Below are 22,853 nucleotides of genomic sequence, written 5' to 3' on the forward strand. Positions count from 1 at the left end.
TCAGGCCTCCTTTTCTGATTTTTGTTTTTCTCGATAATCTTTGATTTCGCTTGCGATTTGAGCATAAAGCGATTCACAGCGCTTGATGTATTCGTATTCGCCTTTTCGCTTTTGCAGCAGAAACCGGCGCGGACCGTGCAGGCCGGAATTTAAATAAGCCACAACGTTGGTAATGCCGACCGGTACCATGCCCTTGCGTTCCTGCTGTTCCTTTTTTGCTTCGTGCGCCATGAGTGTCCGGGCCGTGGCCTGGATGACCGTTTGGATGCCGTGAAAAGTCTTTGAGTGTTTGTTGCCCCTGTGCAGGTAGCGAAGTTCAGCGGTGCCGAGTCTTAGACCGAACAGCCGCTGCATGTAGATAAAGAGTTCCGCTTGTGGGTGATTAAAATCGCCGGGAGTTTCATTTGATACAGAGGTCTCCGTTATTATACCATACCATTTATACCCTACAAGAGTGGCCACACGTTGGCCGCGCAGAATTCCCTGATCGGCCAGGTTTGACAATCGCAGAACGGCCGCTTGTGGACACTCACCCGAGGCCAGACGCGGCTTTCCGGCCGGCCGATAATTGGTGATATAAATACGCAGACCGCGGGCGGATCGCAGTTTTATGATGTATCCATGGGTCTCAAGGGTGAGCATGTGGCGCCGGATTGTACGTCCCGGGATGCCGGATTCTGATTCCAGGAAATCGATTTTGATCGGCGTGCCTTTCAGGACGGCGCCGAGGGCGAAACGTTTGTCCCACCCTGTTACTTTGCTCAAAAGAAGCCCGTATGTAAAGATTGCATTGCCCATTTGATCCAGATGTTTTTTGTTGAAAAGGCCGGTCATCACGCCCACATAGTAGGCGGATGAACCGGTCTTTTTGTTCTGTTCATGCTGCAGCTTTTTCGCCGCAGAATAAGCGTTGTCCATAGATTAAGCGTCCTCGGGTCCGTCAAAACTGATATCATCTGTCGAGTATTTTTGCAGATTCGGCTGGATCTCGTTGTATGCTTCCAGATTCATCTCGAGTTCGGTTTTGCCGAATTTGCCGGCAATTTCGAAATGAGGCTCGAACCAGTTTTTGACGGGAATCGACTTGATAATCAATTTAGCATACAAGGTGATCGGGTGTTCACGTTTGCCTTTGAATTCGCGCTCGAAATTGATCAAGGCCATGCGCATATCTGAAAGATGCTTGATGCCGGTAGATTTGACCGTGAAAAGCACCGGGATGTTGAGTTGATGCTCGAAAAGCGCAATGGTGAACACTTCCTTGCACGTCGGCGCTTCGCGGTTCTGGCCGAACATGGCGTAGGGACAGACCGGAATAAATTTCCCGGTTGCGTTCCGGGACGGTTGACCGTCGGCCATGAACGCCACACAAACCGGATGGTTCTCAGCATCAAATTTGTGTGTTGTTGAGGTTTTGGGGCTTTCGAGTCCACCGGTCGGCCAGAGCCCGTTATCTGATTTGCAGAGGGGTTCCGGGTTTTTGTCATCAGGATCGAAGGGCGGCCAGAGCATACGGCTGTACTTGATGCCCAGGATACAGGCCTCAAGATGATCCAGCTGTTCGCCAATGTTGATACTGAACTTGCCGCGTTGCCACTCCGGGTGATCCTGTTTGGTTTGATCGGTTGCCAGATACTCGATGCGGGCGACCGGTACCTTGCTTGGAATTTGATTTGCAGCCTCGCCAAAGCTGTTTAAAGGATCATCGAGAGCAGCAGAAACAGCAGAGTTTTCGCGTCGGGTCAGGTCTTTGTTTTTAGCCATGATAAGCACTCCTTTGGGTTATGTTAAATAATTGCGGTTTCGTTGAAAAAATCGTATAAAGCAGCCTCTCCGGCCTGACGTTGTGTATCAGCCGGCAGGCCTTCCTCGATGTTTTTACATGCATCATGCAAGTGACAGAATGCATTGCAGCTGCCGGACACACGCGGCGCCATGGGAAAAACATCGCGGCGGATTTGAGAGACGATTTTGCGGATGTTTTTCATGCCGAATTTGACCGTGTTGCTGTCGCGGTACGTGAATATTCTCGGGTCGCCCCGGAGGTCGCCCTTTTTGGCGGTGCCTGTGTTGCGTTTGTAGGGAAGCAAGTTCGGGAGATGATACCAGACACAGCGGGCGGGCAATTCGCCTATCTGCGTGTGATAAATTTCATTGCAGTCCGGATCATCAGGCAGACTAAAAAAACTGCCGCGAAGCATGGCAAAGGCATAAAGCGTAAACTGATATCCCCGATCGAGATATGATTGTCCGGGTTTAAAACTGCTGAATTTGAAATCCCAGAGTTCCAGGGTGCCATCGTCGGCAATCCGGATCTGATCGACCGAACCGGCGTAATGTGTGCGGTAATACGTGACGTCGAATTCAGATTCCGTCATCAAGACGTTCGCATTAAGATTATGCTCCTGGCCGGTGTAATTGTAAAAAACAGTTTGAGCGTCTGAGAGCAAATGATCCTGATCGTGTTTTCCCCACTCCCACATGACCGGCGGGATCGGACCCTCTTTATGGGCCAGTGTCATGGGATCATTGCCCTTGATGGTCTCGTGAAAATAATGCAGGAAAAAATTGTCGCAAAATTGGCGATCCATTAGTTTCTGACCGTGTTTGTGCCATATTTCAATAGCCCAGTGCAGGGCCGACCCTGTGACCGCGTTGGGATGCCGTCCAGGCTCCGGCTGTCTGAGCTTTTTGCGCAGAAAAAACTGCATCGGACAGGTCAGATAAAGCCCGATATCCGATTGGTGCATGGTTCCGACGTCCATGATATTACTCCCTAATTGATTTTATAGATTAGTTGAGATGATCGATCTCAACGCTGAATTTCTTTGCTTGCTCGCCCTGGATCTCGTTTTCTTTATTGCCCCACCATGCGGGCGAAGGGGAATCCAGCCAATTATCAATCTGAATCCGGCTCCTGCAGGTTGGAGTTTTTAGGGCCGGAAACGTATGATCATGCGCTATAACCTTCAAGAGGGCATTGCGGCTGATCCCCAGGTATTCACAGCACTCTTTAAAATTGAGAAGCTGTATTTTTTTATTGCTATTTTGAAACATAATGAATAAATTGGTAACAAGATGAAATAAATAGAAACAATACAATGTTTACGAATTAACCGGCTGCGGCTGTTTAAGGGCTTTGACATCAGACCGAGCAACGATGGTTTGATTCAGGCGCCGATATTTTTGTAACCTGCCGTTTTTGATAAGGTTATAAACGGATCGCACAGAGCTGTAACCGAGTTCTTTTTGTGCTTCAGGTAACGTTAAAAAGTCGTTTTGGCTTGACATGCGGCCTCCGGGAGTTAATAATTGTTCAATGGATTTAAATGGTACATTGTAATATTTAATGAAACTGTATGCAACATATAAAAGTTTTAAATTAATGTCAAGTAATTTCTGAAACGTCATGAAACAAACTGAACCAAGGGGAGTCATGAGGAAACGGAAAAGTGAGGTGAAACATGGATTTAGACGGAAAAATGTTTGCAGAGGAGTTGAACAAAGTATTGTTACAGGAAGGGATGTTTCACACGGAGGTGGCGGCTAAAGCAGGAATAAGCAGAACCACCATGTGGCGGTATATACAGGGGAAAAGAGACAGGGTGTCCAGAAAAAATGCAATAAAAATTGCAAATGCATTGGGGTATCATCTGCAGGTCAATGGCAGAAAATGCTATTTAATCAAAAACAAAGTGATCCAAGATAAAACAGATAAAGTGTATATAAAAAGTGATGCCGAGAACAAGACTATCGGGGGGTGCCTGGATATGCTTAAAGATATGGATTATCGGAAGATTACAGAGTGTGAAAAGCTGCTCGGGTTTATTGCGCGATTGGACGAGTATGAAATGATAGAGCTGTCAAGATTGATCGATATGCTAAAAGAGGAAAAAAACAAAAAAATGCTTGTTGAAAAATTGAGAGCATTGGTAACCCTCGTCATGCCCTACGAAGCAATAAAAATGGGAGAGAACCATGAAAGCTAAAAGCGCCTATTTGGAAAAGGGTAGAAAATATCCCTCGATAAAAGTTTTCTACGCTGACGGATCCCAGAGAAGAATTTCGAAAAAATGTTCCTGGGAATACATGGAACAATTGTATCTGGTCGTCAGGGATCAGATTGCTGCCGGCACGTTCAAGATTGAAAATTATCGCGAACGATCCGCGACATCAAAAACGCTGGGGGAGGCTGCAATATTTTTTATCTCGCATCGGGAAAGGCAAAAGGAATTAGGAGAAATAGCCAAAGGCACATTAGAAAGTGATATACTGGCCTTGAAAAAATTCATAAAAGTAATGGGCAAAAATCTGGATGTTCAGAAAATAGAGCAAGATGAAATCAGAGAATTTGCCTTGAGAATGACAAAAGATGAAAGAACAAAGCATGGCAAACCCTATAAAATGGAAACGATCAAGGGGCATTTGAGACATGTCTCCATATTTTTCAACTGGGCGCTTGAAAAAGGATATGCCCAAAAAAACCCGATAATTGGACAAATAAGAAAACTGGGAAAAAGTACAGAAGAAAAAAAGCGCAGGTATTTACTTCGCGAGGAAGTCGAGTTGTTGCGGAAATATTATGCAGAAAAACCGGCCTGGCAGCTGGATGTGTTTAATTTTGCTCTGTGGACGAGCGCGCGGGAATCGGAAATACTGGATATTAAAGTTCAGGATTATCTGGTTATCCCTCAGCAGGATCATGTCGTGCGGGTGATCAAGATAAAGGGAAAAGGAAACAAGGTTCGGCATATTCCACTTTATAGAATATGTGCTGAAATGCTGGAAAAAAGAATCAATATACTAAAAAATGAAAAAAAACTGAAAGAGCATATCCTTTATATGAAATTGGATCAGAACAAACAGAGAGCCATTCAAAGAGCAAAAGACGGATATATATTTTTCGAGATTGGCAATCGAAACACAGTTTCGGAATCGTTCCGGGTGGCAAGACGAGACCTCGGCCTCCCCGAGCAAATAACGTTTCACTCGACGCGGCACTCCGTGGCCACGGATCAGTTGACGCAGGGCACCGATATAAAAACCGTCTCCGCCTTTCTGGGTCACGCGGATGTGCGCACAACGGAGATTTATGGGAAAATTGTAGATCAAAAGCTGCAAGAGATCATGGAGCATACAAAGCCGATATAATCCGATACTTATTTTGGGAAAAATGTGGGAAATGTGGAAAAATATAAAATTACCGTAAGCTCATAAAAACCCTGGGAAATATGGGGGAAATATTCGAGGGTAAAAATGGGATAAAATGGGTGTTTTTGGGGGCTTGGGTGGGGGTTGATTGTTGATCAAGTCTATTAAAAATAGGTGGTTGTGTGTGGTGTGGGTGCAATATCCGCGATGCTGCCGTGCAGCCCTCTATGTTCTTTGTCGTACAGCTTGGCTGCTGTGCGACAAATGGGAGGGGCAGGAACGAGCCTTTTTCAGGAGTGTGCCGCTCTCACTCGTCGCACAATTGAGAATTGTACGACGAGGCCCGGAAGTAGGGCGGGATTGTAACGAATTTTCATCAAACCTGGATAAAGCCGAATGACAAACCCACCCTTCCTTTGCATTTTCAGACCTTTCGACTTTTATTTGCCTTTTCCCATAATACTCTGTTTTTTATCGTACAGCTTTCCGCGTTGCGACAACTGGAAGAGGCAGGGCCTAGCCTTTATCAGGATTGTGCCGCTGTCACTCGTCGCACAAAACAACCACAATCCCCGGAGGGGATTTACAATTTTACTGCAAAACTGCAAATTAGTATAGTTGCCGATCCAGGGAGATCACTATTTTTTCATAGAGTTCCGCTGTCTCGCATCAATGCATCATTCGACTTTCAAACCTCTCTTTGATTTTACCCTTGACAGTGCCGGGAAATGTTCTTATATTTAATTCATTCAATGAATGAATTAAATTAAGGTTTGTATGGCTGATCAGGGTTTTAAATCCACGTCTCTACCGGAACAACGGGCGCTGCAGCATTCCGGGTACGAATTTATTTATCAGGATACGGAAAAAATCCCCGTGGTCGAAGTCGATAATGTGCCGCTTTTGGGCAAACTGGCCGCACTGCGGTTTCTGGAGTGGGTACAGACCCATCCCGGCGGAGTGATTTCCCTGCCGGCCGGACAATCGTCAGATTATTTTATCAGCTGGGTTCAGTATTATTGGGTACATTGGAACAAGACCGATGTGCAGAGGGATTTGGCGCTGAACGGACTGGATCCGGAACATAAACCCCGGATGCAAAGTCTGCATTTTGTGCAAATGAGTGAATTTTATCCGATCCATCCGGACCAGGAGAACAGTTTTTACTATTTTGTGCATACGCACTATATAGAGGGGTTCGGACTGGATCCGCGGAAAGCGTTGCTGATGGACTGTTATAATCTAGGGATTCCGAACCACATGAGTGTTGAACAGGTCTTTCCGAATAGCAAAGTAGACCTGACTCTGCGCTCGCGACAACCTGAGAACAAACAGGAACGGCTGCGGAAACAGGTCATTGAACGCATTGATCAGTTTTGCACGGATTATGAAACCCGCATCCGCGATCTGGGCGGCATCGGTTTTTTCCTCGGCGGCATTGGTCCGGACGGGCATGCCGCATTCAATATCCGTGGTTCGGATTTTTATTCCACCACCCGTCTGACGCCCGCCAATTACGAGACCCAGGCCGCTGCGGCTTCGGCGCTCGGCGGCATCGAAGTCGCCCGCAATCGTTTGGTGATCACCATCGGTTTGTCCACGTTAACCTATTGCCGCGATGCCGCAGCGATCATTATCGCTGCCGGGGAAGCCAAAGCACAGACCGTTGCCGGTGCTGTGGAACATGAACCGTCAAATCAGTATCCGGCCACTGTGCTGCAGCGTCTGCCTCATGCCCGATTTTATCTGACACACGGTGCGGCCTCATGTCTGAAAGAACGCCGTTATGTCGACTTGCACACCTCCGGGACGATTACCCGTGAACAAATCGAAGAGGTGATCATTGATCTTGCTGCAAGCAAACGCAAACGTATCCGGGATCTCAACGAGGCGGATGTGCAGTCCGACCGCTTTGCCGCATTGTTGTTGCAGCGTACCCGGCAGGCTTTTGATGACCTGAAATCCGGTGTTGAACAGCATCTCATCGAAAAGATCGCTGCCGGCACCCGCGAAATCCATGGCAAAACCTTTATGCACACAGCGCCGCATCACGATGATATCATGCTGGGATATCTGCCGTATATTTATCATCTGGTGCGTTCTCCGGAAAATACCCATTATTTTAATTATATGACCAGTGGATTTCATGCGGTGACCAACCAGTATATGCTGGATCTACTGCAGTCCCTTTCGGCTTATATGCGCACCCCGGATTATGAACGGCGTGCGGCTGAGCAGTATTTCACGAATCACAATCCTATTTATCGTCACCGGGACGTGTATCATTATCTGGATGGCGTGGCCGGTCATCATCAAACCCTGAAACGGGAAGCGGTGTCGCGTCGTTTGCTGCGCAATCTGAATCAGCTGTATGGTGAGGATATCCCGCAGCTGCGACGGCGCATCAATGAGCTGAAAGCCTATTTTCAATCCGCCTATCCCGGCAAAACAGACCCGGAACCTGTACAGAAACTCAAAGGCATGATCCGGGAATGGGAAGCGGATTTGCTGTGGGCGCATCTGGGATTCGATTCGCGTTCCGTCAATCATTTGCGGCTTGGATTTTATCAGGATGATGTGTTTGCCCGGGAACCGGATATGGAACGCGATGTACAGCCGATACTCGATTTGCTGCGCCAAATTCAGCCTGATGTGATGACCGTGGCGTTTGATCCTGAAGGCAGCGGTCCGGATACCCATTACAAAGTGCTGCAGGCGGCCGCTATAGCGCTACGGCGCTATGAAAAAAAAGATCGTAAAAATATCGAGATCTGGGGGTATCGGAATGTCTGGTACCGGTTCCATCCGTCCGAAGCGGATGTGTTTGTGCCGGTTTCTTTGAATTCATTGGCCATTCTCGAAAACACGTTTTACAACGCGTTCGGCTCGCAGCGCAATGCGTCGTTTCCCAGTCCGGAACTGGATGGACCGTTTTCCAGACTGGCGCAGAGAATTCAGGCGGAACAGTTTTATACGCTGAAAACCTGTCTGGGACAGGATTTCTTTAATGAAAATCAGCATCCGCGCATCCGCGCCATGCACGGCCTGTGTTACATCAAAACCATGAATATCGATGAATTTTGCAGACAAACCAGCACGCTCAAACAAAGAATGCAATTCAAGGATGCTCCTAATTGACGATGCTGAATCCGAAAACAGATTGTGTCGCTGGAATAGATATCGGCGGCACCACCACGGCTTTCGCATTGTTGAATCCAAAGGGCGAGGTGCTGAACACAGATTCGATCAGAACCCGGCCCGAACAGGGACTGGAATCTCTGCTTTTCCGTGTGTCCGATGATCTGAGCAAATGTCTAAACGCCATGCCGCCGGTGAATTTGCGCGGTATCGGTGTGGGAATAGCCGGTCTGGTGGATGCGGAGGCGGGTGTCTTGACATACGCGGCCAATTTACCCGGATGGGAGAAGAGTCGCATTGTTGAACGCTTTAGCGAATATTTTCAGGTACCGGTTTCTCTTGAAAACGATGCCAATGCCGCTGGGTTAGGAGAGTATGCCTACGGAGCCGGTGAACGCCGCGATTCATTGCTCATGGTGACGCTGGGAACCGGGTGGGCGGCGGACTGATTTTGAACGGCAGCGTTTATCGCGGTGTTAACGGGCTGGCCGGAGAACTGGGGCATAATTGTATTGATCCGAACGGTCCGGTGTGCCCCTGCGGCCGGCGCGGCTGTCTGGAGGCGTTTATCGGGCAGTCCGCTCTGGTTCAGCGCTACCACGTGTTGTACCGAACGGCATTTCCTGACGAGTCCGAATCCGATCTCTGTGAATCCACCCGGGAGATCAGCGCAGCCGCGAGTTCAGGCGACCGGATCGCGCTTCAGCTCTATCAGGAAATTGGTGAGCATCTGGCTCTGGGATTGAGTCATGCCCTGAATCTTTTAGATGTTGAACGTATTGTTCTCGGAGGCGGCGTGGCAAACGCGGCGCCGTATTTTTTACCAGCCACCCGGCGCGTTTTGAACGAATTATTGTTGGATCGCCGCATCAGACCGCAGGTGGTACGGGCTGAACTGGGTGATCAGGCCGGATCATTCGGGCGCCGGGTTTTTGGTTTTGAACAGGTTGTCTATAGGATAATATATGCTCTTTGAATCATACCGGTTTGACATCAAAAGCCATCAAACTGTCCTGAATGCCATACGGGTGTGCCCGGACCTCTCCGGAGCCGAGATCGCCCGGCAGGTGGGACTCCAGTCTTCTACTCTGGTCTATATTCTGCGCTCGCTGCGGAAACGCGGATTTATTCAGAAAAGCCGCGGCGCTCCCCGGAAAATTGCGGCCGGAAAACCCCCGACGTTGTGGCGTCTGAATCCGGATCGGGGTTATGTGATCGGTATTGAAGTGATCCCGGATGAGCTGCGAACCACTGTGGTTGATTTTTCCGGGCGGATTGTGCACCAGTCCATAACGACTCCAGCGCCGACCGTCAGTGGCGCTGAGCTGACCCATTCTCTGGTGGGTTGTATCAATGCCACCCTGAGCGGAGTGCACCTGCAGCAAGATAAACTGATCGGGATCGGCATTGCGCTGACCGGTCTGGTGGACCGAAAACGCGGCCGCATCCGCTATTCGAGAAAATTGCATATTCAGAATTATCCGCTGGTGTCGGCTTTGTCTGAACGGATGTCCTTTCCGGTTGAGATTATCAATGATGCCAATGCGGGCGTTCTCGGTTTGAAATGGCATGCGCAGGACGTGATGCAAAAGCACCGGCATGTGGTGTTTCTTTCTCTGAATGAGAAAACAGGTACGATGGGTGCGGGACTGGTGTTGAACAACCGTATTTTTGAAGGCGCTTACGGGACGGCGGGGGAATTGACCGCTTCGGTTCCGTCACTGCAGATTTTGTTTCAAAAAGCGCAGCAGCGTTACGGGAAAAGTGCGATTCCCGGAAACGCTTACCCGGTGAGTATGGATGATATCATTCAATATGAATCCGACTGTGCGGTCTGCCAGGCGGTATTGCGGCAATACACCCGCTTTCTTGCCGCGGAAATTGTCCGCTTTATCCTGTTGATCAATCCCGGTCTGATCGTGATCGGCGGTGACCTCTCCAAAGCGGAACCTCTGATCGCGGAACGGCTGCTGCAGCGCGTTCAGCATCGCATCAGCTCAAATTTTCCAGCCGGTATTGCCCTGCCGCCTATTCAGTTTGCCACGGGCGGTGTGCATTCGGTATCTCTGGGCGCCACATCGCTCATGTTCCGACGCATATTCAGTCAGGATGGATAGGATGAAAACTGAAATCATACAACGGCCTGAACATCGGGCTTTTTACGGCTTAAGGAGATCAATGACATGACGCAGCTGCACTGGATCGATATCAGCGTGATTGTGATATTTTTTATGATTATTTTTGCCATTGCCGCCTATTATGCAAGGCGCGCCGGAAAGGATACCGGACAATTTTTTCTTTCCGGCCGCAATATGCCCTGGTATATTGCCGGCACCGCCATGGTGGCGACCACCTTTGCCGCAGACACCCCGTTGGCGGTCATGGAACTGGTGGCCCGCAACGGCATTGCCGGCAACTGGCTGTGGTGGAATCTGGCTATTGGTGCGATTTTGACCGTGTTCTTTTTCGCAAAACTGTGGCGGCGCTCCGGTATCATGACCGATGTGGAATTTGTTGAATTTCGCTATTCCGGCAAACCTGCCGCAGTTCTGCGTGGTTTCCGTGCTATTTATCTGGGACTTTTTATGAATATTATCGTCCTGGGATGGGTGCACAAGGCCATGGAAAAGATTGTCAGCGTCACCATTCCCGGGGTGGATCCGTTTTTACTTGTTGTTGTTGCTGCCTGCATTATCGCGGTCTATGCATCGGCATCCGGATTGCTGGGTACGGCCCGCACAGACAGCTTCCAGTTTGTGTTTGCCATGCTCGGCTGTATCGTGCTGGCTGTGATCGTTCTGAAATTGCCGCAGATCGGCGGTACGGTGGCGCTGAAAAACGCCATTGCCCCGGAGACGCTGAGCTTTTTTCCGAAAATCGGCGATGTGTCCGCACAAGGTGTCACCGGTGGTGCGCTGGCCCTGACTACCGGCGCGTTTCTGGCCCATATCGGACTGCAGTGGTGGTCCAGCTGGTATCCCGGATCGGATCCCGGCGGCGGCGGCTATGTGGCCCAGCGCATGATGTCGGCCAAAGATGAGAAAAACAGTTTGTTTGCCACTCTGTGGTTTGCCATTGCGCACTATACGTTGCGGCCCTGGCCGTGGATCCTGGTGGCTCTGTCGGCTGTGGTTCTTCTGCCGCGTGTCAATGATACGGACGTGCTGCGGCAGCAGAATCCTGAACTCTATCAGCGCGTGGAACAGGCTTATGCGGATCAGGTGTTCATTCATGGAGAGAATGAGGCCTATAGTCCGGAATTTCTGCTTATGTATGAAACCTATGAAAATACCGTCGATCCCGGTATCATGTACCCGAAACTCATGGTGCGTTATCTGCCGACCGGACTGCTGGGATTGCTCATTGCTGTTTTTCTCGCAGCGTACATGTCCACCATTGCCTCACAGCTCAATTGGGGCACCTCCTATATGATCAATGATTTTTACAAACGCTTTATTAATAAAACAGCCGGGGAGCGGCACTATGTCCTGATTTCCCGTATCTCTATTGTTGTGCTGGTTATACTCTCGCTGGTGATCACCCGGCTTTTCCTGAACACCATTTCCGGTGCCTGGGAGTTTATTATTAATGCCAGCGCCGGGATGGGCGCGGTGCTGATTCTGCGCTGGTTCTGGTGGCGTATCAACGCCTGGTCCGAGATCAGCTCGATGATCGCGCCGTTGATCATTTATCCGATGGCGCGCTACGGATTTGGCATGCAGTCGCCGATTACACTGTATCCCACGGTACTCGGCACCACCATGGTCTGGCTTGTGGTCACGTTTTTGACCACACCGGTGAAGCGTGATAAATTGCACGCGTTTTACCGCCGCGTGCATCCCGGCGGACCGGGATGGCGCGCTGTCTCCAGGGAACTGCCGGATGTGACCCCGGATTCCGGTTACGGGCATCTTTTTATCGACTGGCTGTGCGGAGTTGTCATGATCTATTCGATCCTGTTCGGCACCGGTAAACTGCTGTTTGCCGAATGGCTCCCGGCTGCTGCGTATTTGCTCATCGCCGCTGTGGCTGCGTATATCATTTATCGCGATTTATCCCGGCAAGAAGAGACTGAAGAATCTGTTTTGTAGATTGCCGCACAGCCAGCGCTGAAAATCAAGCTGTTTCCCGATCCGGTGATCCTTGAATCTCTGGAGCTTTGATGATTATTTTTTTGTGCGCATCCGTTTTGACAAAGGTGCTCAGGATGTGATTGTGGCGCACAAGGCGCAGATGCGCTATCTGTTTCCGGCGCTCCCTGCGCCGGGTGTTGGCCTGTTCCAGGGGAGTGGAGTGAAACATAGGATTCGACTGCCCCACACCCGGATTGGCTCAGGAACAAAGTGCGTACGCTTTTCGGTTCCGGCTGGGAAATTGTCCCAAATGCAGAATTTATCCAGCGGGCAAATATTGTAGCGGCTTAATATACGGGTTATATAAAAAACGACCGGCTGAATGATCAGCCGGTCGTTTGAAACACGCCCTGACACCGCCCGCATCATGGCGAGCCCTCCCGTATTATACACTGCATTTGGGAATGCGTTTGACCAGATCCATCATTTCGTTTTCATCTTCCTGACCGATGGTAAACGCATCCACATACTCCTGATCGAGTACAAAGCGCAGGCATTCATCCACATGATCGCGCAGGCGTCCGGCCCCGATGACCTTCATACCCAGAACACTTTTGCCGTCCTGGTGCATTTTTTTCAGAATCGGAACCACGGTTTCCACCGTATCATCCATGATCACACCGCGCGGATTGATGCGCGCCAGATCGACTTGCACCCAGTCGGTTTCAGCTGCCGTTTTAAGGGCGCCCAGTGTATGACAGGACACGCCGTGCGCCCTGATAATGCCGTCTTCGCGCGCTTGGCTGAGCACATCCATGGCGCCGGCCTTGATTTTCGGCCATTTGGGATCGCGCATCAGATGCAGCAGCATAATGTCCAGGTAATCCGTGTCCATTTCCTTGCGGAACCGGTCCAGGTCGCGTTTCATTTCGTCCGCGGTTGTGGCATGCGTTTTGGTCAAAATGACAACTTTTTCGCGCGGAACGCGCTTGAGACCCGCCTTGACGTGCGGATGTGTGCCGTACTGGTCGGCTGTATCCCAAAAATTGATCCCCTGCTCATAGGCAGCCTGCAGCAGATCGGCCACGCCTTCGATGCCCAGATCGCGGGATTGTTCTGAACTTTTATTCACACCATGTGTGCCGGTTCCCATGGCCAGCCGCGAGGCCTGGATACCGGTGTTTCCGAGCATGACTTTATCACTTGCATATTTGGCTTTTGCGGCGCCTGCCAGACCGGGGAGTCCGGTTACGGCCAGAGCGCCGGCTGTTGTATACTTTATAAATTCACGACGTTTCATAGAGACTCCTTGCGAAAATTCTATTAAATGATTCCAGTTATTTTATAAACAGAGAATCGTTTAATATTATTTCATCAGGAATCAGCGGATCAGCAGCACTTTTTGTGTTTTGGTTTGTTTATTTGACTGCAAACGACAAACGTAAACCCCGCTGGCGGCCAGGCGGCCGCTGTGGTCCCGTCCATCCCAAATGACTGAATGGGTGCCCGGCGATTGTCTGTCCTGCCGGAGTGTCGATACCAGCCGGCCCGAGGCGTTAAAAATCTGTATGGATACATGCGCTGTTTTTTGCAGATGATAGCGTATGGTTGTTTGCGGATTGAACGGATTGGGAAAATTGGGGTAGAGGCTGAAATCGTCGATTTTATTCGAATGGCCCTCGATACCTGTCGCGGCCGGGTCCAGGATTCTGATTTCATCGAACCAGAGTTGCGCACCGGTCAGCGCCTTTTGTTCGGCCACGATCTCAAACACATCTACCGCTGCCCAGTCAAAGTCTCCCTGGGGATTGTGCCAGGCGCTGCCGTCCCAGGCACCGTGTTCTGTGAATTGACTCAAGGGAATCTGCACGTGCTGCCATGTGTTGTCCCAGGCTGCTAGGCTGTCCGTCACCGTCACCCGCATGCGCCATTCCTGGTCATCCGCTTTCTCTGTTTTGGTATCAATAAAACGCATGTCAAAGCTGGTACCGGGCGTATCACCGCGCACGTAAAAATCGAGCGCATACGCCTGATCAATCAGAGAGACCAGATTTTTATCCGGTTTGAAATCAAATCTGAGATGATTGTACTGATTGGCATCGGCCCAGTAGATGCAAAAGTCGCCGGAATATGGCGCTGTATCATGATAAAAGCTCAGCGGTCCTTCCACCCAGCTGGCGTCCCTGATATTTTCACTGATGTGATCGGTATACATACTGAACCCTGAGCTGTCCGGCGTGTTTTCAAAAGTCTTTTGCGGCGGCACATTCAGATTCAGAGCCTGCAGCAGCGGTACGTTCAAATCATAATCGAATAATTCACTGCTGTTCTTTTCAAACAATCCGAATCCGCCGGTATAATCCCACATGGTCCAGCCGATGTTGTTATTATCCAGCAAAGTGCGCACGGTTTCGTACCAGCGCACCCGGTCCTGCGAATCTGCATTGCGCATGTAGACGCCGAACTCGCCGCAAAAAATCGGAATATCACGCTCATTTTTGAATTTGGCTGCTGTCTGCATTTGCTGCTGCAGATAAGCGGCTGAGCCCTGATTCGAATAATCATTCAACGCCCATTCAACCCAGGTGCCCTTGAGGTCAGACGGCGTTTCCGGCATACGCGCTGCATCAAAGGGAAACGGCACACCGGCCAGTGAGCCCAGGGACGGACTGCCCCAGGTGGCGCCTTGATGCGTAAACACATGCGGCGCGTAAAAATGAAAGGTATAAATCAGATTCTCATCATCATAGTCGGGCATGTATTTGAGGTTATTGTAGCTGTTCCATTCCGCCGGACCGATGACGATCGTATGCGTCGAATCAATACTGCGGATGGAATCAATGACCGTCTGCTGAATGCGGTTCCAGGTGCTGTCGGCAATGCCGTGCGGTTCATTGAGGATTTCGTAATAGATATTGCCGTACGCATGTTGATAATGTTCCGCCATCTGCATCCAGACCGGAACCAGCACGGTTTCGATATCCGGAGATGTGTTCACGGCAGGATCAAAGGTATGGTTGTCCAAAATGAGGTGCAGGTTCAGCTCCTCCGCCCAATTTACCACCTGATCCAGCATGTGCAGGAACAGCGGGTCCGGAGTGTACTCCGGAGCGCCGTCGGTCATGGCATGCAGATTGATCGGCAGACGAATCACATCACAGCCCAGGCTCTGGATGTTTTCAAAATCGGTTCGGGTGAATTGGGTAAAATGAATCTGCTGCGGTTCAGCGGCCTGGAACCATTGGGTTAAATTGACGCCGCGCTGAAAGGGGAGCTCGGCTGCAGAGATGATGTTTACAATGAGTATGATGAGGGGTAGGATACGATACATATTTCTCCTTTCAGGACAATGACTGGGAAATATTTATTCAGTCATGAATCAATTTCAACTATATATTTCTCATTCCGGCTCAATTCCCAATACCAGTAGTGGCACTGGCGGGTTATTTCTTCCTTGACGCATGACGTTATAGACTTCACCCTCGTAATAAGCAATTCCACTTGACATTTGCTGTTGCATGAATTTAGTTGGTAAAATTTCAATGCCTAAATTTATTACACCACCCGAATAGAACAACATATGCTTTACGAATAAATCATATGCTACAAATGAGTACTTGCCGAACTGCACTTCAACTGCGATTTTATCCTTGACAAAATCAGTTTGATTATAGCTGTAGATGGGATTACTTTCACCATGCTGTTCCAAGAACTTTTTTTGTTCTGATGGAGACATTGATATACTTTTTTCCATCAATTCTCTGTTTAGGGTAATGTAATAATTATAACGGCTTTCAAACAATTGTAGTTTCGAAAATTCATTATTAAATGCCTTATTGATGGCTGTAGGACTATAGAGGCTTTTCCCTTTTTTAGGAATCTCTTTGCTTATTTTCGTTTTTAAATCATTTGCATTTATTTTAGATATGACATCTTTTATTTCAGTGTATAAATTATTTTTATGAACGATTAAGAATTCTTCTCCATTCAAATGAGAATACTTTTTTGCAATTTTCATTTTTGATATCCATTTAGTTCTAATTGTTGCCACTCTTCCGGGATTTTGGCGACTTTATCTTTTTTTGATGGAGTATGTATTTTTTTATTAATTGGTCTTATTTTCAATTGACCTTCTTTCAAGTCATGAATTCTATTGTTAGCTATATTGCAATAGGATTTTTCCTTTTCAATACCTATTCCATGTCTGTTATTTTTCAATGATGCTATAATAGTAGAACCCACACCAGCGAATGGGTCTAACACCCAACTATTTTCGTTTGTTAATGCTAATACACATCGTTCTACTAATTCGATAGGAAATTGACACGGATGTTCTGTTTTTTCTGGATGGTTGGATTTAACATTTGGAATATTCCATAATTCATTTTCCCAATCTTTAATTACTATTTCCCAAATATCTGATGGATTCTTTCCCAGTGGATTCCCAGATAATTTGCCCTTATTGGGTCCCTTAAAATGTCTTTTCCCTGGATATTTTGATGGTACTCTTACAGAATCCAGATTAAAAATATAGTCGTCACTTTTTGTGAACCAAAGAATTGTTTCATAACGGCCTGAAAACCGTTTAGAAGCATGTAACCCATGGCCAAAGTGCCAAATGATTCTGTTTCTCAATTTTAGACCATATTTTTTAAATATCTGATAATAATAAATATCAAGCGGAAAAACTTCTCCTTTTTGTACAAAGTTGCCAACCTGCCAACACAGACTGCCTTGTTCGGATAATATATCTATTAATTGTTGGATGATTTTTTCCTGAGTTTGCAAATATTTTTCTATCGTTGTTTTGGTTTCATATGATTTACCAATATTATAAGGTGGAGAAGTAATAATAAGATCAAAATCAATATCTCGAATAGCATCTATTGCATTTAAAGTGTCTTCATTAATCATCTTGTATTTAATATTTGGGTCAATAAGATCAAATAGGGGTTTTTTGATTTTCATTCTAACCTCACATTAAAAATATATCATTGTTACTATTCTAATCTATAAATTGTCGGCTAAATATCAAGTAGTTTAAACAGCAAAAATAATAAACCTATTCCAGACCCATCCAGAACCCGCTGCCGAACTGCGGTTCGTTGATCAGGTGGCGCACGTGGATATCATTAGCACCGGCTTTGAGATTTATGCGGATTTGGAACAGATCCGGAAGCAGCCGCCCAAAGCCTTCCATGGGAGTTCGTCCCGGATCGTACCAGCCGCGCGCCGGACCGTCGAATACCTGAACGTCGTTAATCCATACAGTCAATTGATCGGTATAGCTGAGATGCAGAATGCGGCAGGTGTCCGTGTCGCAAGTTAGGTCACCGGTTGCGTACACCGTGCCTTTGTCCTGCTGCTGCGGATAGGTCGCGGTGACATTGACGATACCGCGTGCGTCCACGACCGGACGCCGCCAGTCTGCTTCCGAGGTTTCCAATGCTTGCGATGAAATATCCTGCGGGTAAACACGGCTGATCTGCCAGTTCTGTACACGTTCTTTTTGTCGGGCCTCTGCCCAGGGATCGGGCAGCAGAGGCGTCATCTGAGCGCTGTCCAGTCGGGTGATTTTCAGATTCCGGAAAAGCGCCGACCCATTGTACTCCCAAAGGCGCACGCCGCCGGATGAAAACGGCAGATCGCGCGCCGTATACACGGGCAGGGAGTCATTGTTCACGTAAATATTGGCAAAATCCCGGCCTATATCCAGACGCCAGGTGATCCACTCCGATTGGGGGAGCGGGGCCGTGCTGGACGCAAACGGCCACAATTTCCAGGATACGTTTCCGCTATACCAGTGTGCGGCGGCTTCGAACACGCGCGGCAGGTTCGGATCACCGCCGACGAAAAAGCCGATGTTGTTGCTCTGCACGCCGTTCGGCTGCACGTGAAAATCCAGTCCGACAAAATTGCGCCGCACTGAATCGGGCGCCAGCATTTCGATTTCGATACGGTAGCAGGTCCAGGTAGAATCGCCGACCCAGGGATGCTCTGTCGGATCGGATTTCGGGGTCAGGTGAAATACCTTGCGGCTGTTGATATCTAAAAATCGGTCGGGCGGGGTGTTCCAGGCGGATGATGGAGAGGGAGCAAGGGAATCCTGAAACAATAATTGATTTTTCTGTGAATTATCACTGCAATGCAGAAATAATACAAACGCGAGGATCAAGCCTTTTGAAACCGTTTTCATAATCTTGTCCTTGTCAAGTCTTTGTTTCCCGGCACAGCCGGGTTTAAGTATGTGATTTGATATAATTATTAAAGATTTGAATGTTATAATAAGCAATTCCGTACTGGATATCAAGAAAAAGTCGGATTTTTTGAGTATAAACTGAATGATCGTGTGTATTTTTGACAAAAAGTTATTATATTCGACCATTGCATGATCTAGTCCGGGAGGTATTATGAAAACATTGCTTTTGTTTCTGTTGATTTCAGTATTATGTGTCTCAGCTGCATCTCCGGAAATCCCTGTTATCGCGGGTTCCTGGTGGAAAATCTGTGATACCCGTCCTGATATTTCACCTTACACCTATACCCACCACAACAACAGTGTCTGTGACTTTACAATGTTTCAGGATACAGAACAGGTCTGGCATCTGATGGCCTGCGTGCGCCTGAATACCTATCCCGGCAGTCATCGATTCTTGTACGAATGGACCAGCGCTGCGCTCAGGGATACAACGCATCTGATGAACGGACGCTATCATACGACTACCTGGCAGGAAAACGGGATATTCTGGACCACCGGCATTCAGGACAGTATGGATGTTCTGGGACGCCGTTTAGAGGATACGCCTTATACGGCTCAGGGCAAACTGCAGGCGCCGCATTGTGTCTTTTTAAATGATCAATATTATCTGTTTCACAATAATGCTGGGGCTTTTTGTCTTAAAAGTCCGGACGGTCGTAATTGGCAATATGCCGCGGATGAACGGGGCCGTCACAAATTTTTTGATATGGGACGCGATATGATGCTTCTCGATGATCGTGCCGGATTTGGAAAGTGGATTGCCTATTACACGGACGCATCTGTCGAGCCGCAATGCGTATCAGCACGTACGGCACCGTCTCTGGCCGGTCCGTGGTCTCAACACAAACAGGTATGCGTGTACGATGGTGTCTCTGATATACCGGAACCCATTTATCCCTTTGAATTCGCGGAGAGCCCGTTTGTCGTCAAACGGCAGAGTGGTTATTACCTGTTTGCACAGCTGCAGGTGTTTTATTCCCAGGACCCGTTTTCATTTGAGCATAAAGTGGTTAATCTTGAAGATGGGGTGTGGCAGCATCGCTGCTGGGCGCCTGAAATCATTACTGATTCGCAGGGGCAGCAGCATATTGCCGCGTACCGGGTAGACGGTATCTGGATGGCAAGGCTGGAATGGCAGTGAAAGATGCCGCATCTTTTTTATACATTCTCTTACAATTCAAATTGTGTATGCAACCAGGGTGGTGTGCCATGAGATACAAGTGTTTTGTTCTGTTTGCTGTTTTGATCAGTACTTTTGGATTTTCTGCTGATTTTCCTGAATTTGAAGAGCTCGCAGCCGGATTTGATACTATTCCGCTGCCGGCGCGGCCGCGGGCGCTCTGGGACTGGGTGGACGGTAATTTTAGCCATGCTGAAATTACACGGGAACTGGAAGCTGCTCATGCCAAAGGACTGGGCGGGTTTGATATTTGGGATGTGGCAAGCCGGGTGGATGAAGATCATATCGTACCTGAAGGTCCGGCGTTCATGAGCGAACCGTATGTGGATGCGATTTGTCATGCGCTGAGAGAAGCGGAACGACTGGGATTGGATATCGGATTGATCATTTCCAGCGGCTGGAACGCCGGCGGCGCCTGGACCGCTCCGGAGCATCAAACCATGGGACTGTTTACCTCGTCTGTTACGATACAAGGGCCGGGACCCGTCACAGTGGATCTGCCCTTCCCCAAGCTGCCGGATAAAGCCGGAAAGCCCGGACGGGAAAGAGAGGCGATTATTTCGCGCCAGGAAAATGGAGAACCGGTATTTTCCAAAGAGATCACCGTTCTTGCTATTCCTGTATCCGTGGATTCGATGTTACCTATAAAACATATTTATGATGTGTCTGATAAATTCATGCATGGAACACTGGAATGGGACGCCCCTTCGGGCGATTGGCGGATCATCCGAGCGGTGTGCGCCAATACCGGACAGCCGATGATTTCAGCCACACCCAACTCGCACGGCCCCATGATCGATCATTTCAACCCCGAAGCGGCGGCCGCGCATCTCGACTATTTTTTCGATAAACTGGAAGCAAAACTGGGCGATTTGAGCCAGACCGCGCTGAAATATCTATACACGGACAGCTATGAAGTGCGCGGTCAGCTATGGTCACCGCATTTTATCAACCAATTCAGAGACCGTTATCACTATGATCTGACCCCGTATATTCCGGCGCTGCTCGGCTATACGGTGGAATCGCAAGAGATCACCCGGCGGTTTCTGTATGATTACGATCTGTTCTTATCCGATATGATTATTGACGGGCATTACAAAACGTGCCGCGAGATCTGTGAGCAGCACGGCATCCAGTTCGTTGCCGAGGCAGCCGGACCGGGACAACCCGTTCACAATTGTCCGTTTGAATCGTTAAAATCATCCGGTGTGCTGTCGTTTCCGCGCGGCGAGTTCTGGCAGCAGCACCGCAATGACGAAATGATCGATCTGCTGCAGGTGATCAAAGGTGTGGCCAGCGCGGCGCATATTTACGATCAGACGTATGTTGAAGCCGAAGCGTTTACCGGTACCTATTTGTGGCAATACGGTCCCGGTGATTTGAAATCCACTGCGGACCGCGCTTTTTGTGAGGGACTGAACCGCATTATTTTTCACACCTGGCCGCACACCCCCGAGGCTGCCGGCGAACCCGGCTGGATTTACAGTTTTGGCACCCTGATGCATGAAACACGTGTTTGGTGGCCGCTGGCTGACAGTTGGATGCAGTATCTGGGACGCTGCAGTTATCTGCTGCAGCAGGGCAATTTTGTCGGTGATGTCCTGTATTATTACGGAGACAAAGCGCCGAATTTTGTGCCGGCCAAGCATATGGACCCGCATCTGGGATTTGGTTATGATTACGACGTCACCAATATGGATGTTTTGGTCAATCGCTTAACGGTAGAAAACGGAAAACTGACCCTGCCGCACGGACAAACCTATAAAGTCCTGGTGCTGCCCGGCTGGAAGCATATGAATCTGAATGTTTTGAAAAAACTCGAGTTGCTGGTCAAGCAGGGCGCTGTGGTGATGGGACGCAAACCCGAAACCAGTCACGGACTGTATCAATATAAAGATCGTGAAAACGAAATCCGTGTTATTGCCGATCGACTGTGGGGCAAAACAGACGGTGAGACCGTCACCCGGCATGAATATGGAAAAGGTATGATCGTCTGGGGCGAACCCCTGCGCAATATTTTACTGGAACGCGGTGTAGAGCCGGATTTTACCTTTACCGGTCCGCTGGACTTTGGTGAGGTGGATTATATTCATCGCCGGACCCGGTATGCCGATGTATATTTTGTCCGGAACAAACCTGAAAAAAGTGTTACTATTCAGGGCGATTTCCGTTGCGGTAACATTCCGGAACTCTGGAATCCGTTGAGCGGAACGCGTATGCCGGCGCCGATTTACACGCATGCGGGCAGCCGTACATATGTCCCCCTGCAGCTGCCGGGGCACGGCTCCCTGTTTGTGGTGTTTCGGGACGGTCAAGAAACATCACATATCACATCGGTCATTCGTGATGATCTGACCGTCTATCCGTCGGCGATTCCCTCGGATATGGCGTATGTTCCATCCACAATGAGGGATGGTTCGCTGGTGTTTCAGCAAGACGGAAAGTATCAACTGTTACAGGCGGATTCCGTTTTGTATGTTTTAAAAGTTGATGAGCCTCAAGAACCAAAGATTCTGACAGGCGCCTGGAGCGTCACGTTCCCCGAATCAAAAAAAGGACCAGGTACGATCCGGATGGACAGTCTGTACTCCTGGTCTCTGCACCCGGATGATGCGGTGCGTTTTTTCTCCGGGGTTGCTGAATATGAACGCAGTTTTGATCTGAAAAAACAACCGGAGCATCGTGTGCTACTGGATCTGGGACGGGTTGAAAAAATCGCACAGGTATTTGTCAATGACAAACCTGCGGATGTCATCTGGTGCGAACCGTACGCTTGTGATATCACCGATTTTTTGCGTTCCGGTGAGAATATTCTGCGTATTCAGATTGCCAATACCTGGGCCAACCGGCTGGCCGGTGATGCCCGACTGACACCAAGTGAACGCATCACCCGCACCAATATCACCCGACTGCCCAATGCCTGGGCGGTGCCGATGCAAGAGGTGCCGAATGAAGATTATCAGCTGCCGGAATCGGGGCTGCTGGGGCCGGTCAAAGTGCACAGTCTAAAAGTCGAAAGTCAAGGTGCCCCAAAGTGAAATAAGCGTTACAG

General features: G+C 48.9%; 16 protein-coding genes and 1 pseudogene. 9 read left to right on the forward strand and 8 right to left on the reverse strand.

The window, feature by feature from the left end:
• From U5R06_02405 to U5R06_02415, 3 genes are read right to left on the reverse strand one after another with little or no spacing between them, the layout of a single operon-like run.
• On the reverse strand, window positions 1–918 hold the full coding sequence (locus U5R06_02405) for a hypothetical protein (protein ID MDZ7721692.1): 918 nt from the start codon (window positions 916–918) through the stop codon (window positions 1–3).
• A 3-nt stretch (window positions 919–921) separates the two neighbouring features.
• The gene (locus tag U5R06_02410; GenBank protein ID MDZ7721693.1) at window positions 922–1,764 is read right to left on the reverse strand and encodes a hypothetical protein; all 843 of its coding nucleotides are present in this window, start codon (window positions 1,762–1,764) and stop codon (window positions 922–924) included.
• Between the two features lie 23 nt (window positions 1,765–1,787).
• On the reverse strand, window positions 1,788–2,765 hold the full coding sequence (locus U5R06_02415) for a PD-(D/E)XK nuclease family protein (GenBank protein MDZ7721694.1): 978 nt from the start codon (window positions 2,763–2,765) through the stop codon (window positions 1,788–1,790).
• Window positions 2,766–3,464: 699 nt separating this feature from the next.
• Between U5R06_02415 and U5R06_02420 the strand changes: the two genes are divergently transcribed.
• The 7 genes and pseudogenes from U5R06_02420 to U5R06_02450 all read left to right on the forward strand — a co-directional run bounded on the left by U5R06_02420 (window position 3,465) and on the right by U5R06_02450 (window position 12,705).
• Complete coding sequence (locus U5R06_02420; GenBank protein ID MDZ7721695.1) at window positions 3,465–3,989, forward strand: helix-turn-helix domain-containing protein; 525 nt, start codon at window positions 3,465–3,467, stop codon at window positions 3,987–3,989.
• Window positions 3,979–5,151: a tyrosine-type recombinase/integrase gene (locus U5R06_02425; GenBank protein ID MDZ7721696.1), complete on the forward strand. Its 1,173-nt coding sequence runs from the start codon at window positions 3,979–3,981 to the stop codon at window positions 5,149–5,151. Before U5R06_02420 ends, U5R06_02425 begins: the two co-directional genes overlap by 11 nt.
• A 777-nt stretch (window positions 5,152–5,928) precedes the next feature.
• Entirely contained in the window at window positions 5,929–8,289 is a 2,361-nt protein-coding gene (locus U5R06_02430) for a glucosamine-6-phosphate deaminase (protein ID MDZ7721697.1), read from the forward strand.
• 2 nt (window positions 8,290–8,291) lie between these two features.
• Window positions 8,292–9,265: pseudogene (locus tag U5R06_02435) on the forward strand (ROK family protein).
• Complete coding sequence (locus U5R06_02440) at window positions 9,255–10,406, forward strand: ROK family transcriptional regulator (protein MDZ7721698.1); 1,152 nt, start codon at window positions 9,255–9,257, stop codon at window positions 10,404–10,406. Before U5R06_02435 ends, U5R06_02440 begins: the two are co-directional and overlap by 11 nt.
• Window positions 10,407–10,472: 66 nt before the next feature.
• Entirely contained in the window at window positions 10,473–12,380 is a 1,908-nt protein-coding gene (locus U5R06_02445; protein ID MDZ7721699.1) for a sodium:solute symporter family protein, read from the forward strand.
• 52 nt (window positions 12,381–12,432) lie between these two features.
• Window positions 12,433–12,705: a hypothetical protein gene (locus tag U5R06_02450; GenBank protein ID MDZ7721700.1), complete on the forward strand. Its 273-nt coding sequence runs from the start codon at window positions 12,433–12,435 to the stop codon at window positions 12,703–12,705.
• Window positions 12,706–12,807: 102 nt separating this feature from the next.
• Here the strand turns inward: U5R06_02450 and U5R06_02455 are convergent, their stop codons facing one another.
• The 5 genes from U5R06_02455 to U5R06_02475 all read right to left on the reverse strand — a co-directional run bounded on the left by U5R06_02455 (window position 12,808) and on the right by U5R06_02475 (window position 18,558).
• A complete protein-coding gene (locus tag U5R06_02455) occupies window positions 12,808–13,662 on the reverse strand; it encodes an aldo/keto reductase (protein ID MDZ7721701.1) in 855 nt (284 codons plus the stop codon).
• 81 nt (window positions 13,663–13,743) lie between these two features.
• Window positions 13,744–15,693 (reverse strand): cellulase family glycosylhydrolase, encoded by a 1,950-nt coding sequence (locus tag U5R06_02460; GenBank protein MDZ7721702.1) that lies wholly within the window; start codon window positions 15,691–15,693, stop codon window positions 13,744–13,746.
• Window positions 15,694–15,762: 69 nt separating this feature from the next.
• The gene (locus U5R06_02465) at window positions 15,763–16,380 is read right to left on the reverse strand and encodes a BglII/BstYI family type II restriction endonuclease (GenBank protein MDZ7721703.1); all 618 of its coding nucleotides are present in this window, start codon (window positions 16,378–16,380) and stop codon (window positions 15,763–15,765) included.
• Complete coding sequence (locus tag U5R06_02470; protein ID MDZ7721704.1) at window positions 16,377–17,276, reverse strand: site-specific DNA-methyltransferase; 900 nt, start codon at window positions 17,274–17,276, stop codon at window positions 16,377–16,379. Before U5R06_02470 ends, U5R06_02465 begins: the two co-directional genes overlap by 4 nt.
• A 148-nt stretch (window positions 17,277–17,424) precedes the next feature.
• On the reverse strand, window positions 17,425–18,558 hold the full coding sequence (locus U5R06_02475) for a hypothetical protein (GenBank protein ID MDZ7721705.1): 1,134 nt from the start codon (window positions 18,556–18,558) through the stop codon (window positions 17,425–17,427).
• Window positions 18,559–18,772: 214 nt separating this feature from the next.
• On the opposite strand from U5R06_02475, the gene U5R06_02480 reads away from it, so the two are divergent.
• Together U5R06_02480 and U5R06_02485 are read left to right on the forward strand one after the other, a co-directional pair.
• Window positions 18,773–19,762, forward strand: a complete 990-nt coding sequence (locus U5R06_02480) for a hypothetical protein (protein MDZ7721706.1) — start codon at window positions 18,773–18,775, stop codon at window positions 19,760–19,762.
• A 68-nt stretch (window positions 19,763–19,830) separates the two neighbouring features.
• Window positions 19,831–22,839, forward strand: a complete 3,009-nt coding sequence (locus tag U5R06_02485) for a glycosyl hydrolase (protein MDZ7721707.1) — start codon at window positions 19,831–19,833, stop codon at window positions 22,837–22,839.
• The last annotated feature ends 14 nt before the right edge of the window (window positions 22,840–22,853 follow it).

It is taken from the genome of candidate division KSB1 bacterium, from assembly GCA_034521575.1.
Lineage (GTDB): Bacteria > Zhuqueibacterota > Zhuqueibacteria > Residuimicrobiales > Krinioviventaceae > JAXHMJ01.